The following is a 16,115-nucleotide window of genomic DNA, read 5'->3' on the forward strand; positions in this document are numbered from 1 at the left end:
GGTTCCTCACCCCGCCTGAGTACCGACCCCCGAACTCGGGCGTGTCGCCTATTGTCTAGACAAACTCGTCCCGTCATCCTTCGGACCGGGTCATACGTGGGCCTACCTTTAGTGCAGGTAGACGCTTTGACAACGTCGTCAATTCTCTCAGAGATAGAGCCCCGATGCAATACGAACACAAGTTAAGTGCTTAAGAACACTTAACTATCTCTGTCAACCTGAGGATACCCCCGCGATGTAACTCTCAGGGAGCTTTCAATCTACTTTCAGTAAGTTCCATGCGCTTTATTGCTCTTAATAAAGCTTTTAGCTCTAAAGACTCTCGTATCGTAGAAGTATCACTACAGCCTAAGGAGAAACCATGTCTCAGCCGACACAACCTCATCAGGCATCCTCTAGCTCTCACTCTTCGTCTCAGAGCCCTCAGTATGCTCAGCCGCAAGGTCTCGGTTTGTACGTTCCCCCGTCCCTATCGAGTCCGTATCCTCAGCCTCCTGCGCAGCGACGCCGGGTCAATGAGGATATCTTCCTCAATATTGTCCTGTACATTGGTTCGCTCCTGCTCATTGGTGCCGCAGGCCTTTTTGTCACTTCGGTGACTTCTTCTCATGATGAAACGGCTATCTTCCGTGTCCTCGCAATGGCGCTTGGAGCAATTGTCTTCTACGGAGCAGGTCTGCTCACCTACCGTTTTGTGGAACGCCTGCGTATTGCCTCCTATTCTTTTGCAGCAACGGGTCTTGCGTTTATTCCTCTGACCGGCGTTGCTATCTATGTCCTTAAGATTTGGACTGAAGGACGCTACATCTGGCTTCTCACGTCTCTGGTTGGCACTGCAGCCATTGTTGGAGCCTGCGCCCTCATGCGTAACCGTGTGATGGCGTACCTGCTGATTTCGTTTATCGTTTCGGACTCGTTGGCAGCTACGAAGGTGGCGGCCCTGCCTTTCGTCTGGTATTTCGTCTCGTTGACTGTTGTTGCCACCGTACTGGGGCTGATTCTGCACTTTGCCCCGAATGCTGCCCCGAAGGGTATCCGCGAAGGTCTTGTTGATTCTTCCCGTATTTTCGTCCCGGCTACTGCCGTCGCCATTTTCTTCTTTACCAACGATCTGAGCTACACGGATGCAGGTATTGCATTTGGGGTTATGTCTGTGCACGCCATTCTGTTCACCTGGCTGAACGGCACAGCGGATTACTACGCCCAGGCACGCATCTACCCGATTGCGTCCATTCTCTCCTTCATCATGGACTCGGATCACGGCCCGTGGTTCCCCAGCTTCTTCTTCGTCTCGGTCCTGGTTGTTAACCTGATTTCTGCGTACGTATTTATTCCTCGTCTGCAGAAGACTATTGCTGGTTCTGCTCCTGCTACTGATGAACAGCCCGAGCAGGTGCAAAGCACCCCGGCTATCCCCTGGGCGAAGGAATCTATTCACCAACCCGCTCGCAAGATAGAGTGGTTGCCGGCAATTGACGCATGCGTCGGCGTATTCTTCTCCTTCTTTGCTCTCCATGATGCCTTCTACACTGCTCACGTCGCTGATAGCGTTATGTACGCAACGCGCTGGAGCGCCTTCCTTCCCTACGCAGAAGGCAATCAAGGTATCTTCCCCGCCCCCTGGGTTATCGGTGTCCTCTGCATCGTGAGCTTCTTGCTGTACCGCAAGGCAATTCAGCCTCTGGTGCTCATGAGTTTTGTAGCGCTCATCCCGGTCATTGGCATGTATGCTTCCCCTGGCAACCAGGGAACGTTCTACCTCTTCTTTGCCGCGGCTGTAGTCATCTATCTGGTCAGTGCTAAGGCTCCCGAGGCACGTACCGCTGGAGCGGTACTGAGCAACATCGGTTATGCCATTGGTATGATTCAGCTCTTCCTCGCTCTCATTCCTGAGATGCAGACTTCTGAGTCGCTTTTGATGTTTGCGTTGGTCTGCGCCGCTATTGCGCTGCTGACTTTTGTCCTCTCTCAGGGCGTTGCAGCGCAGAACGCAAGCTACCGTCTTGTAGAGATGTCGGTCTACCTCTTCTTGGGCGTTTTTGCTCTCTTCGTTGGGTACGTAGCTAACCATGCTGATGGCGGAGCACATGGCCGATTCTGGGTTGGTTTCCCGCTCTTCTCGGGTGCCATCCTCTTCTTGAGCGTCCTGAGCGCTCTTATTCTGGCCCGCGCGCTACGACTTTCGGATGTTGGATCCTTCCGCTCCACGCTTGTCATGTTTGTCCGTATCGCGTTCTATGCGACTCTGCTTATCGCGACGATTGGCTCGCGACACTACCTGCTGTACGACTTGCAGAAGGAGTACATTGCTGTAGCACTGCCGGCGCTCCTGACCGTCGTTTATGGTGCGCTTGGTTTCTTTATGGCGGCTGGCTCTTCGATTCGTTCGGAGCTACTCACCGTTGCGCGATTCCCCATCTGCTGGTCGGTCATTCTGCTCGCAATCAGCGGCAATATGAAGGAATCCCTTGTAGACTTCCTCGTACTTGCCCTGCTGGCGGTTCAGGCTCTGTGCAGCGTACTACTCTACGCGTACTCCAAGCGAAACTACGAAGCATACGCGGCGGCGATTTTCTTCACGCTCGGTTCTGTCCTGAGCGCAGGCCGTTTCATTGGCGACTTCGATGATCTGCTGTTCGCAGTAGCAACTCCTGCCATCTTCATCGCTGTGTGGGCGCTTGCCCTCATCTTCAGGGTCCCCCGCATGCAGATTGGTGCCTCCATCAGCATCACGACTTTCTGCATCGGTTCTCTGTGGAATCTCTTCAACACGCGAACCAGCACAATGGAAATGACTCTTCTGGGCTATTACGCTCTGTTTGCCGTCATCATCCTGTTCGTTCTGAAGGTCACGCTCCCGGTTGAGGTCTTCGGTGTGAACGCTAATGTTCGTCCGCGCATCGCTGTCCCGGTCGGTAATACGATGGTTGATTTGCCGATGCACGGCCCCTTGGGCGCTCCCTACGCGCGTTTCCTGTCTCGCCGTCCCCTGAGCCAGAGTATCTACGCCCCTGTCAATACGCTGCTGATGCTTCCCGCTCTGGCGACGTTGGGATTCTACACTTTCGTTGGGCTGGTTTTTGAGCCCAAGCAGGTGGAGCTCAACGCGCTTCTCTGGGCTCTAGGCGCCCTGTCCTTCGTGTCTGTCACCAAGGCTAAGAACCTGCCGGCCATCTGCACCACGGCGTTCAGTCTCTTCATCGCCCGCCTGGTCATTGATTACTCGAAGTCCAATCCTCTGAGCGTCGTTCTTGAAGTTGCTCTTCTGATTCTGCTGGCTGTTGTGGCAGCCAAGGTTCTCAAGAACTTCATCGCAAAGAGGCCTGTAGACGAGCAGGTATCGGATTCTCCTCTGTACTGGGCTTTGGGCCTGCAGGTATTCCTCACCCTGGTAACGTGGGCAGTTCCCGCTGACGGTCCGGATATCGTGGTACTGGTACTCGGCATCGCTCTGACTCTTCTGAGCGCTCTGTTGCTCGACCGAGTCTGGACCTATATCGCAACTGCTCTGGTCACCCTCGACCTGGCAATTTTGCTCAACGGTCTGAACCCGCTGACCCTGCTGATCATCTCGATTTTGCTTATTGCCGGCGTTATCTGGCGTCTACTGGTGCGACAGAATAAGCAGGATGCGGTAGCTCCGCACCAGGGTTCTGAGCAGCTCGAGGATTTCTCACAGCCTCAGAACCAGCCGGGTATGTACCCTCAGGGCACTATCCAGGCGCAGCAGTCTCCGGCTCCTCAGCAGGGATACCTGCCTCGCAACGAGGAAAACATCTAGCCATAGGCTCATGTAGGTTCTTTTCCTGCAGCATTCTGTAGTAGGATTACCTATGTCCCTTCCGAGGGGCAGTCATTCGAATTGCGGTTCCCAGCCTTCGGGCTGGGAACCGTTTTTCTTTACCCCACGTAGCGTTTGCCGAGAGGATCAACTTACCGCCTAGATACTACCGTCTGCCGCGAACGATGCTTCTAGCGCCTTTCAGCGGGCCTTCAACAACCTATCGTGCGCTTCCCTAACGTTCACAACACTGTGAGCTTCTGAGGATCCGGAGAGATAGCCTAAATATAGTTTGTACCGTTCTCTTCTTACACGTCTCTGCTATCTGTTTACAGGGCAGCGTGGAGGCTGGTACGCCTTGCTGTATGGATCTTAGGGGCTATTGCTACGTCCGGCGTCCCCGTTCGTTTCTCCTGTAGGCTACGCTTTCGCTTCAATCGCCTGAGACTCCCCTTGGCCAGGTGCTTGATAGCTTGTATCAGACGTCCACGGGCTTTTAGGACCCCGCTTTTCTCCCCGTGGCGACGCCGCTCCCTTCTTCGAAGCTCCTATCAGTCAGGAGCAGCTAGGGCGAGCCAGGGAAAAGGACATAACAAAAGGACCCCCGCAGATGCGGGGGTCCTTGAGTATCGCTACCTGATGGAGAGTATCCTCTCCGGCAGATATCTAGCGAATTGTCGTAAATTTACGGCAATTACTTGATAATCTTGGTAACGCGACCCGAACCAACGGTGCGGCCACCCTCACGGATAGCGAAGCCGAGGCCCTCTTCCATTGCGATGGGCTGGATCAGGGTAACGGTCATCTCGGTGTTGTCACCGGGCATAACCATCTCGGTGCCCTCGGGGAGGGTGATAACGCCGGTCACGTCAGTGGTACGGAAGTAGAACTGAGGACGGTAGTTGGAGTAGAAGGGGTTGTGACGGCCACCCTCATCCTTGGAGAGGATGTAGACGTTTGCCTCGAACTCGGTGTGGGGGGTGATGGAGCCCGGCTCCACGACAACCTGACCACGCTCAACATCGTCACGCTTCAGACCACGCAGCAGCAGACCACAGTTCTCGCCTGCCCATGCTTCGTCGAGCTGCTTGTGGAACATCTCGATACCGGTAACGGTGGTCTTCTGGATCGGGCGGATACCGACGATCTCGACCTCGGAGTTGATCTTCAGGGTACCGCGCTCTGCACGACCGGTAACAACGGTGCCACGACCGGTGATGGTGAAGACGTCCTCGATGGGCATGAGGAAGGGCTTGTCCTTCTCACGCACGGGGTCCGGAATGTAGGTGTCGACTGCGTCCATGAGCTCCTCGACCTTAGCAACCCACTCGGGGTCGCCTTCGAGAGCCTTCAGTGCGGAGACGCGAACAACGGGAGCGTTGTCGCCGTCGAACTCCTGCGAGGAGAGGAGGTCACGGACCTCCATCTCGACGAGGTCGAGGAGCTCTTCGTCGTCAACCATGTCTGCCTTGTTCAGTGCAACCAGCAGGGTGGGGACGCCAACCTGGCGAGCGAGCAGAACGTGCTCGCGGGTCTGTGCCATGGGGCCGTCGGTAGCTGCAACCACGAGGATTGCGCCGTCCATCTGAGCCGCACCGGTAATCATGTTCTTGACGTAGTCAGCGTGGCCGGGAGCGTCAACGTGTGCGTAGTGGCGCTTCTCGGTCTGGTACTCGATGTGAGCAATGTTAATGGTAATACCGCGCTGGCGCTCCTCGGGAGCGGAGTCGATCATACCGAAGTCGCGCTTCTCGTTCAGGTCCGGGTACTTGTCAGCCAGAACCTTGGAGATTGCTGCGGTCAGGGTGGTCTTACCGTGGTCAACGTGACCAATGGTACCGACGTTAACGTGAGGCTTGGAGCGCTCGAACTTAGCCTTAGCCAAGAGTGTTCCTCCTAGAACGATTGAAAACATGCACGCGGATCTTCGCTCCGGCGCATCCCGTTATAAAACGGTCTAGCGTCTACAATAGCGGATTACGCCGCAGAGATGAAACTGTTCATGCTCTCAATAATGGATTTAATTGAAAATTTTGGCGTGGGCCACAGGTTTTTAGCCCGTGGCCCACGGGTGAGACGCGGAAATTACTCGCCGCGGCTCTTCTGGATGATCTCGTCAGCGACGTTCTTGGGAACCTCGCCGTAGCTGTCGAATGCCATCGAGAACACTGCACGACCCTGGGTCTTACCACGCAGGTCGCCAATGTAACCGAACATTTCGGTCAGGGGCACGATAGCCTTGATGATCTTAACGCCGGATGCGTCCTCCATGGAACGAACCTGGCCACGGCGGGAGTTCAGGTCGCCGATAACGTCGCCCATGTACTCCTCGGGGGTACGAACCTCAACGTCCATCAGCGGCTCGAGCAGGACCGGGTTAGCGCGCTTAGCGCCTTCCTTGAAGACCATCGAACCAGCGATCTTGAACGCCATTTCGGAGGAGTCGACGTCGTGGTAAGCACCGTCGATCAGGGTTGCCTTCACGCCGACCATCGGGTAGCCAGCGAGGACACCGAACTTCATAGCGTCCTGGATACCAGCGTCGACCGAGGGGATGTACTCGCGAGGAACGCGGCCACCGGTGACCTTGTCCTCGAACAGGTACAGCTCTTCGCCATCCAGGGGCAGGGGCTCGAAGGAGACCTGCACCTTTGCGAACTGACCGGAACCACCGGTCTGCTTCTTGTGGGTGTAGTCGACCTTCTCGACTGCCTTCTTGATGGTCTCGCGGTAAGCAACCTGAGGCTTACCAACGTTAGCCTCAACCTTGAACTCACGCTTCATACGGTCAACGATGATGTCCAGGTGCAGCTCACCCATACCACCAATTTCGGTCTGACCGGTTTCTTCGTTCAGCGAAACGGTGAAGGTGGGATCCTCAGCGGAAAGCTTCTGGATAGCGGTGGACATCTTCTCCTGGTCACCCTTGGTCTTGGGCTCGATAGCCACGAAGATCACGGGGTCGGGGAAGGTCATCGACTCGAGAACGATCGGGTGTGCGGGGTCGCACAGGGTGTCACCAGTGGTGGTGTCCTTCAGACCAATCGCAGCGTAAATGTGACCTGCGGTGATCTCCTCAACCGGGTTCTCCTTGTTGGAGTGCATCTGGAAGAGCTTACCGATGCGCTCCTTCTTACCCTTGGTGGAGTTCAGAACCTGCTGGCCCTGAGCTGCGGTACCGGAGTACACACGGGTGTAGGTCAGCTGACCGTAGAACGGGTGAGCTGCAACCTTGAATGCCAGTGCTGCGAAGGGCTCGTCAGCGGATGCCTTACGGGTCAGCTTCTCTTCCTCGTTGGAGGGGTTGGAGCCGACAACGTCCGGAACGTCCAGCGGGGAGGGCAGGTACTCAATCACAGCGTCCAGCATGGGCTGAACACCACGGTTCTTGAATGCAGAACCACAGAGAACGGGGAATGCCTCGCCTGCGATCACGAGCTGACGGATACCAGCCTTGATCTCGGGGATGGACAGCTCGCCCTCTTCGAGGTACTTCTCCATGAGCTCTTCGCTAGCCTCAGCAACAGCCTCAACCAGCTCAGCGCGGTACTGCTCAGCCTTCTCAACCAGGTCGGCGGGGATGTCCTGAACCTCGTAGGAGGCACCCATGGTCACGTCACCCTTGGCGTCGCCGGGCCAGACGTATGCCTTCATTTCGAGCAGGTCAACAACACCGAGGAAGTCGCTCTCAGCGCCGATGGGGAGCTGAACAACCAGCGGGCGTGCGCCCAGGCGGTCGATGATGGTCTGAACGGTGAAGTAGAAGTCAGCACCCATCTTGTCCATCTTGTTGACGAAGCAGATACGGGGGACATCGTACTTGTCAGCCTGGCGCCAAACGGTCTCAGACTGGGGCTCAACACCTTCCTTGCCGTCGAACACAGCAACTGCGCCGTCGAGGACGCGCAGGGAGCGCTCAACCTCAACGGTGAAGTCGACGTGACCGGGGGTGTCGATAATGTTGATCTGGTTGTCCTTCCAGAAGCAGGTGGTTGCTGCGGAGGTAATGGTAATACCTCGCTCCTGCTCCTGAGCCATCCAGTCCATGGTGGAAGCGCCGTCGTGGGTCTCACCAATCTTGTGGTTAATACCGGTGTAGAACAGAATGCGCTCAGTGGTGGTGGTCTTACCGGCGTCGATGTGCGCCATAATACCGATGTTGCGGACCTTGTTAAGGTCGGTGAACACGTCAAGTGCCACGTTATTCTCCCTAAATGAGATACTCCGAAAGCCTGCCGACTCGAATCGACTCGGCAGGCTCTAAACGGAGAATTACCAGCGGTAGTGTGCGAAGGCCTTGTTGGACTCGGCCATCTTGTGAGTGTCCTCGCGACGCTTCACAGCGGCACCGAGACCGTTGGACGCATCCAGGATCTCGTTCATCAGACGCTCAGTCATGGTCTTCTCGCGGCGCTGCTTCGAGAAGCCAACGAGCCAGCGAAGAGCCAGAGCGGTGGAACGGCCGGGGCGAACCTCAACCGGAACCTGGTAGGTTGCACCGCCAACGCGGCGGGAGCGAACCTCGAGAGAAGGCTTGATGTTGTCCATTGCCTTCTTCAGGGTTGCGACCGGGTCAGAACCGGTCTTCTTCTCGACACCCTCGAGGGCGCCGTAGACGATGCGCTCTGCGACGGACTTCTTGCCGTCCAGCAGAACCTTGTTGATCAGCTGAGTGACCAGAGCAGAACCGTAAACAGGATCGTTTACGAGGGGACGCTTGGGAGCGGGACCCTTACGAGGCATTACTTCTTCTCCTTCTTAGCGCCGTAGCGGGAGCGAGCCTGGCCGCGACCCTTAACACCCTGGGTATCCAGAGCGCCACGAACGATCTTGTAGCGAACACCGGGGAGGTCCTTCACACGACCACCGCGAACGAGCACAATCGAGTGCTCCTGCAGGTTGTGACCCTCACCGGGAATGTATGCGGTAACCTCGACGCCGCCGTTGAGCTTGACACGAGCGACCTTACGCAGTGCCGAGTTCGGCTTCTTCGGGGTGGTGGTGTACACACGGGTGCACACGCCACGCTTCATGGGGTTGCCCTTCAGTGCGGGCGCCTTGGTCTTAACGACCTTGGGAGTCCGGCCCTTGCGGACCAGCTGCTGAATAGTAGGCACGTTTTCTCCGTTGCTTGATCGGGTTCTTCGTTAGAAAATCCCGTATAAACTTACTGGCCCCCATCACGTTGGATGGGTGCTCTCGGTTATCAGAAACGCTCGAATGCATATCCGGTTGGTTTCTATAGGTTCCTCGACATCTCGGCGAGTTCTCAGGGCTAAAATTTCTCACCGTCAGAGGTGAAAAAGTTTTTGGGCACGCTTAAAAATGGCATTTAGGCGTCAGCAAAAAAGCAACGCCAAAGGACGGTATCCATACTGCCATTGATTCATCATGCCCGTACCCTCGGGAAATATCCCGCGTAAACCCACCGGGGGTGGATCCTTGTGCACCGAGCTCAAGTACTTCGGATAAGACTATACAGGTTAAATCGCACTTAATCTAGCGCCAGAACTGGGATTCTTCGCTTTAATGCCCCACCCAAGGGGTTAAATCCAATGATTTATCTCACTTAAATTACATTGTTGGGATTTATCCCTTCCCCGTGACCTCTTGAGGCGACCTAAAACAGAAAGCCGCCAAGAATCACACACACGATTCTTGACGGCTTCAATACTTGCGGGAGGCGAGCGCAGAATCGCACCCGCCTCCCGCAAGAGAGTCTTCAGTTATAGGTTCACCGTAGCGACTGCCGAACTACACCACCTGGAAGACTCGAGTCTGCCCCTCAAACGGGGTAATAGTCTTCGAATTCTTCTTGGCATTGCCGTAGTAGCGGATGCGGTACTGCCCCTTAGGGGTATTTGCCGGAACGCTCCAACGCACCGTCACCTGGGAAGCTGAAGCACCGATGCGCTTCCATTCAAAGAAGGTGTCCGGATTGTTATCTGCGGTGTAGTACTTCCAGGTATTACCCACACGGCGCTCAATCACGAAGTAGCTACCGTCGTGATGCATATTGTTGTTCGGGTGTGCACCCACGAAACGAGCCGACACCTCCTGACGGCCGGCAATAGCGTCCTGAGGCTGCTGGGTCACCTGACCGTAGCGTGTACCGAACATGGGAGTGTCGTAGACGACCTTACCCTGCAGGCTAGCTACCGGGCGACGATCATTCGGACGATCACCGATACCCAGAGGGGTGCCGTTCTTCAGGGAAGTTCCAACAACGTTAATAGTCTGGCGGAAGGCACTGGAGGTGTAACGGCCAAAGAGGGTCGCGCCGCCTTCATACTGCTGCGAGTCGTATTCCTCAGGAGTAGTCACATAGTGATCGTAGGCATTGGTGTAACCCTGCAGAATAATATGCGATTCGGGAACACCGAAAAGCTTGGCTGCATCCTGGCGGTACTGAACGCCCACCGCGCCGGTGAACTCGCCGGGCATACCCAGCAGGTAGTAGTCACCGAAGCGCATAATCTGCACCGGATACTTTTCCTGAATGATCGTTCCATTTTTTGCAGAGAAGAGAATGCCCTTCGGCTGCTGGCAGCGCGTTTGTGCCGCACTCGGTGTGAACACCAAGGTACCCAGAATAGAGGGGCGACCAGAGCCTTCCTTATAGACAGCCCAACCACCGCCGCCATCCTCAGTGGATCCGGCGCCGAACGGAGTACCCAGGAAGCCCTGGCAGGTGCGCTCATTATGGCCGCTACCGGTGTACTTGGCGTCCACATTCATACCCGAGAAGTTGAAGTACGAAATACGCGAATCCAAGCCCTTACCCACCGGGGTACCCGAGCTCTTGAGCTGAGAACGCACGGCGTTACCCTGCTTCTCACCCTGAATCTTCACGTTCTTGAACTGGTCATTGGTCGGGCCCTGCCCCGGTTTCAGCCAGGTATTCGGAGAAACGTCACCAGCATTTGCATTTGCAAACGCCGCCACGAAACCATCGCCACTACCGGGAACATTGCGGTCAACACCGTGATCCTGAGTCTCCAGCAGGTATTCCGCATACCCCTTGTTATCGCTCGAAATCAAAGTATTCTTCGAGGTCAAAGACGTCGGGTGAATCGCGAACCAGTTCAGCACCGCACGAGTCTTGCCGTTACGCTCCAAACGCAGAGTCATATTGGTCGGATCGGTACCGCCGGGCAACTTAGAACGCAACTGAGGAGAATCCAGATTAAACGCCTCGCGGGAACGGTTAGCACCAACACCGGTCAGCTTCGAAGAAGAGATCGTCAGGTTACCAGGAGCCAGATCCTTGGTTGCCTGGCGGATTGCCTTCAGCGAACCGTTCACCTGGGCGTTGAAGGTGTCCTGATGGAAGCCCAGAGTCGTAATGTTGTACAGGCTCTGGTGCGTAATGCCACCCGGAGTCGCGTGAGTGTGGGTCGCGGTAATCATAATGTTCGACTCGTCATACGCGGAGCCAAACTCTGCACGGATGCGCTTCACCAGCTCATCACGCAGAGACTGCCAACCGGTCAGAGAGTCCAGAACAACAATGAGGTTACGCTTACCCGAGGCTCGGTCCACAGCAATGAAAGCACGTGCGTACTGACGAGTATGCACACCGCTACCCTTCTGGGAGGTCTCACCGTAGCCCATGAAGCCGACTTCACCGGGCTCGCCGGTAATATCCGCCGCACCCGCACCTACCAGGTAGGGGGTAGCGCTAGCGCTCTGAGAAGCAGGGGCTGCGGTTGCAACCTGACCGGCGGGAAGAATTGCGGACGCCGCAATAAGACATGCTGCGCCAATGCGAGCAAGAGAGTGGGTGGGCGCCTTAAAACGCGAAAAAACAGAGGAGCGCTTTTGCTCCCCTGCAGACCAGGAAGAATTCTGTTCAGATTCGTGAGCGTGTGCTGCTCCGGAAGACAGTCGGGTGCCTCGAGTTGCCACCCGTCCGGAAGAGAATGGAGTGATATGCATGCCTTCAAGAATAGAACCTAGTCAAAGGGCTTTCCAAGTTGAATTAGCATTGTTCAAATATAGAATATTCACTCTTTTTATACTGGCAAGAAAAACGAGCAAACATTCTGTATATTGCAATCTTAGAGCGAGATACAGGGGTTCCCGCAAGAATTGTGCATCATCTTATTTCTTGCTCAGCCAAGAAATTTTCTCGCTTTGAAAAATAATGCACTCCAATGATTTTTTGATAAATAAATTCGCCCACTAGGCAAAAAATATGCAACCTTCCCCTGAAGGATAAAGAATATTAAAGTACCGCTTAAAAGAAAGCCGCCCCTCCCCCACCTATTCGTTAAACAAAGAACGCGGATACCCGAGACAACTCGAGTATCCGCGTTCTTTATCAGGGACCAGGTCAGGAGTCTAAACCCCCAACCTGCCCCTCACGGCAGAAGCCTTAGTCCAGACCACGACCGTACTCATCCAGCGAAACAGCCATAAAGCCGCCGTTGCCGTAAGTGTACACCTCGTTATCCATCTGGAATGCGCTCGGGTAACCACCGAAAGTGTCCAGAGCCTGCATACGCTCCGCGGTAGCCTGAGCGCTGGGCTCAACCTCAATATCGTTGTAACGTGCCAGACCGGTACCGGCGGGAACCAGCTTACCGATAATCACGTTCTCCTTCAGGCCGAGCAGCGGGTCAGTCTTCGCCTCCATAGCAGCCTGAGTCAGGACGCGGGTGGTCTCCTGGAAGGAGGCCGCCGACAGCCAGGACTCGGTAGCCAGCGAAGCCTTGGTAATACCCATCATTTCCGGACGGCCAGCTGCGGGCTTCTTACCCTCAACCAGTGCCTTGCGGTTAGCAGTCTGGAAAGCAATGTTATCAACCAGCTCACCAGGCAGCAGATCGGTATCGCCGGACTCAATCACGGTCACGCGACGCAGCATCTGGCGGACAATAACCTCAACGTGCTTGTCGTGGATTTCCACACCCTGCGACTTGTACACGCCCTGAACCTCGCTCACCAGGTGCTTCTGAGCCTCACGAGGACCACGAATACGCAGAACCTCCTTCGGATCAACAGAACCGGTAGCCAGCTGATCGCCAACCTGAACGTGATCGCCGTTCTGCAGCTTAGAAGCCGCACGACGCAGAACAGTGTAGGACTGGGGCTCAGAACCATCGTCCGGGGTCACCACAATCTTGTAGGACTTCTCGGTATCCTCAATGGTCACGCGACCGGACACCTCAGAAATCGGGGCAACACCCTTGGGGGTACGAGCCTCGAACAGCTCCTGGATACGGGGCAGACCCTGAGTAATATCGTCAGCCGAAGCCACACCACCGGTGTGGAAGGTACGCATGGTCAGCTGGGTACCGGGCTCACCAATCGACTGAGCCGCAATAATACCAACAGCCTCACCAATGTCCACCAGCACGTTCGAAGCCATCGAACGACCGTAGCACAGTGCACACACACCAATAGCGGACTCACAGGTCAGAACCGAACGGACGCGAACATCCTTCACACCTGCCTTGAAGAGCTTCTCAATGAGCTCATCAGAGACATCGGAGCCAGCAGCAGCCAGAACGTTGCCAGCCTCGTCCTTCACGTCAACCGCAAGGGTACGACCGTGAATCGAAGTCTCAACATCCTGGTGCAGACCGCCATCCTCATCAATCAGAGGCAGAACCAAACCGCGGCGAGTGCCACAGTCGTGCTCGCGAACGATAACGTCCTGCGAAACGTCCACCAGACGACGAGTCAGGTAACCCGAGTTAGCGGTACGCAGCGCAGTATCAGCCAGACCCTTACGTGCACCGTGGGTCGCGATGAAGTACTCCAGAACCGACAGGCCCTCACGGTACGAGGACTTAATCGGGCGAGGCATAATCTCACCCTTCGGGTTCGACACCAGACCACGGATACCCGCAATCTGACGGACCTGCATCCAGTTACCACGTGCACCGGAGGTCACCATACGGTAAATGGTGTTCAGGCCACCGTGAGAGCTCAAGTTCTCACGCATAGCCTCTGCAACCACGTCGGTAGCCTCGGTCCAAACCTTAATCAGCTCCTGACGACGCTCTTCGTCATCGATGGTACCGATCTCAAAGTCGTCCTGAATTGCAGCAGCCTGCTTCTCGTAGCGCTCCATAATTGCCGGCTTCTCAGCAGGAGTAGCAATATCAGAAACAGCCACGGTCACGCCCGAACGAGAAGCCCAGTAGAAACCGGAGTTCTTCAGGTTATCCAGAGCACGAGCCACAACATCCATCGGGTAGCGCTCAGCCAGATCGTTAATCAGGCTACCCAGGCCCTTCTTATCTGCCACACCGGAGAACCAGGGGTAATCCTTCGGCAGAGCCTGGTTGAACAGAACCTGACCAACGGTGCAGTCCAGCAGCACGGGGTCGCCAGCCTTGTAACCCTCAGGAGCTTCCCAGCCCTCAGGAGCAACAAACTGGTCACCATCAAGGCGAATCTTCACCTTGGTGTACAGCTCAATCTCGTGACGATCCATCGCCATCAGAGCCTCAGACACCGAGGAGAATGCGTGACCCTCGTTCTTCTGACCATCGCGAGGAGTCGTCAGGTGGAACAGACCAATGATCATATCCTGCGAAGGAACAGCCACAGGGCGGCCATCCGACGGCTTCAGGATGTTGTTCGAGGACAGCATGAGGATACGAGCCTCAGCCTGAGCCTCGGGAGACAGCGGCAGGTGAACTGCCATCTGGTCACCATCGAAGTCAGCGTTGAACGCGGAGCAAACCAGCGGGTGCAGCTGAATAGCCTTACCCTCAACCAGCTTCGGCTCAAACGCCTGAATACCGAGGCGGTGCAGGGTAGGTGCACGGTTCAGCAGAACCGGGTGCTCAGCAATAACCTCTTCCAGAACGTCCCAAACCTGCGGGCGGAAACGCTCAACCATACGCTTAGCGCTCTTAATGTTCTGAGCGTGGCTCAGCTCCACCAGACGCTTCATGACGAAGGGCTTGAACAGCTCCAGCGCCATCTGCTTGGGCAGACCACACTGGTGCATCTGCAGCTGAGGACCAACCACAATCACGGAACGACCCGAGTAGTCAACACGCTTACCGAGCAGGTTCTGACGGAAACGGCCCTGCTTACCCTTCAGCATGTCAGACAGAGACTTCAGGGGGCGGTTACCGGGGCCGGTCACCGGGCGACCGCGACGACCGTTATCGAACAGCGAGTCCACAGCTTCCTGCAGCATACGCTTCTCGTTGTTCACGATAATCTCCGGAGCACCCAGCTCCAGCAGGCGCTTCAAACGGTTGTTACGGTTGATCACACGACGGTACAGGTCGTTCAGGTCGGAGGTCGCGAAACGGCCACCATCCAGCTGAACCATCGGGCGCAGTTCCGGCGGAATAACCGGAACAACATCCAGGACCATACCCAGCGGAGAGTTGTTAGTGGTCAGGAAGGCGTTAACAACCTTCAGACGCTTCAGAGCGCGGGTCTTCTTCTGACCCTTACCGGTCTGAATAATCTCCTTGAGAGCCTCAGCCTCAGCCTCCAGGTCGAAGGACTCCAGACGCTTCTTAATAGCCTCTGCGCCCATCGCGCCCTCAAAGTACAGACCGTACTTATCAATCATGGAACGGTACAGAGCCTCATCACCCTCAAGGTCAGCGACCTTCAGGTTCTTGAAGCGATCCCACACGCGCTCCAGGTGCTCAGCCTCACGCTCGTAGCGCTTACGCACCGACGCGAGCTGACGCTCAGCGTTATCACGCAGCTTACGCTTCTCAGCAGCCTTGCCGCCCTCTGCCTCAATACGAGCCAGCTCCGCCTCAACCTCACGGCTAATAGCGTTCACATCAGCGTTCAGAGCAGCCTCAAGCTCCTGCTTCTCACGGTCGTGAGCAGCCTGCAGCATGGGCAGGTCCTCGTGACGAGCTTCCTCGTCAACGCTGGTAATCATGTAGGCAGCGAAGTAAATGACCTTCTCCAGGTCCTTCGGAGCCAGATCCAGCAGGTAACCCAGGCGGGAAGGAACACCCTTGAAGTACCAAATGTGAGTCACGGGAGCAGCCAGCTCAATGTGACCCATGCGCTCGCGACGAACCTTGGAACGGGTCACCTCAACGCCACAGCGCTCACACACGATGCCCTTGAAGCGCACGCGCTTGTACTTACCGCAGTAGCACTCCCAGTCCTTGGTGGGGCCGAAGATACGCTCGTCGAAGAGGCCGTCCTTCTCGGGCTTCAGGGTACGGTAGTTGATGGTCTCGGGCTTCTTAACCTCGCCAAAGGACCAACGACGGATGTCGTCGGCGGTGGCAAGGCCAATTCGCATCAAACCAAGCGAAGATTCGTTGGACATATCGGTCCTAATCTCTTTCTGTAAGTTTCTGAAGACTTGGGTTAGCGGGCGGGA

Annotated in this window: 7 protein-coding genes; 1 reads left to right on the forward strand and 6 read right to left on the reverse strand. The window is 55.9% G+C overall.

From position 1 onward, the window contains the following. Positions 1 to 451: 451 nt before the first annotated feature. Positions 452 to 3,781 carry a Fe2+/Zn2+ uptake regulation protein gene (locus tag RWZ58_RS01265; protein ID WP_314656883.1) on the forward strand — a complete coding sequence of 1,110 codons (3,330 nt, stop codon included), beginning with the start codon at positions 452 to 454 and terminating at the stop codon, positions 3,779 to 3,781. Positions 3,782 to 4,475: 694 nt separating this feature from the next. Here the strand turns inward: RWZ58_RS01265 and tuf are convergent. The 6 genes from tuf to RWZ58_RS01295 all read right to left on the reverse strand — a co-directional run bounded on the left by tuf (position 4,476) and on the right by RWZ58_RS01295 (position 16,061). After that, a complete protein-coding gene (gene tuf, locus RWZ58_RS01270) occupies positions 4,476 to 5,666 on the reverse strand; it encodes an elongation factor Tu (RefSeq protein ID WP_005508397.1) in 1,191 nt (396 codons plus the stop codon). A 200-nt stretch (positions 5,667 to 5,866) separates the two neighbouring features. After that, on the reverse strand, positions 5,867 to 7,981 hold the full coding sequence (fusA, locus tag RWZ58_RS01275) for an elongation factor G (protein WP_303949355.1): 2,115 nt from the start codon (positions 7,979 to 7,981) through the stop codon (positions 5,867 to 5,869). A 72-nt stretch (positions 7,982 to 8,053) separates the two neighbouring features. After that, the gene (rpsG, locus tag RWZ58_RS01280; RefSeq protein WP_005504941.1) at positions 8,054 to 8,524 is read right to left on the reverse strand and encodes a 30S ribosomal protein S7; all 471 of its coding nucleotides are present in this window, start codon (positions 8,522 to 8,524) and stop codon (positions 8,054 to 8,056) included. Beyond that, the gene (gene rpsL / locus RWZ58_RS01285; protein WP_005504939.1) at positions 8,524 to 8,898 is read right to left on the reverse strand and encodes a 30S ribosomal protein S12; all 375 of its coding nucleotides are present in this window, start codon (positions 8,896 to 8,898) and stop codon (positions 8,524 to 8,526) included. The genes rpsG and rpsL overlap by 1 nt, the downstream gene beginning before the upstream one ends. A 637-nt stretch (positions 8,899 to 9,535) precedes the next feature. Then, positions 9,536 to 11,719: a neutral/alkaline non-lysosomal ceramidase N-terminal domain-containing protein gene (locus tag RWZ58_RS01290; RefSeq protein WP_314656886.1), complete on the reverse strand. Its 2,184-nt coding sequence runs from the start codon at positions 11,717 to 11,719 to the stop codon at positions 9,536 to 9,538. Positions 11,720 to 12,158: 439 nt separating this feature from the next. Further along, positions 12,159 to 16,061: a DNA-directed RNA polymerase subunit beta' gene (locus RWZ58_RS01295; RefSeq protein WP_314656888.1), complete on the reverse strand. Its 3,903-nt coding sequence runs from the start codon at positions 16,059 to 16,061 to the stop codon at positions 12,159 to 12,161. Positions 16,062 to 16,115: the final 54 nt, after the last annotated feature.

This window comes from uncultured Rothia sp. (assembly GCF_963544205.1).
Classification (GTDB): Bacteria; Actinomycetota; Actinomycetes; order Actinomycetales; family Micrococcaceae; genus Rothia.

Excerpts from the sequence above, each read along its gene's own strand:
- rpsG (WP_005504941.1), bottom strand. The coding sequence starts at position 8,524 with ATGCCTCGTAAGGGTCCCGCTCCCAAGCGTCCCCTCGTAAACGATCCT.
- RWZ58_RS01295 (WP_314656888.1), bottom strand. The coding sequence starts at position 16,061 with ATGTCCAACGAATCTTCGCTTGGTTTGATGCGAATTGGCCTTGCCACC.
- RWZ58_RS01290 (WP_314656886.1), bottom strand. The coding sequence starts at position 11,719 with ATGCATATCACTCCATTCTCTTCCGGACGGGTGGCAACTCGAGGCACC.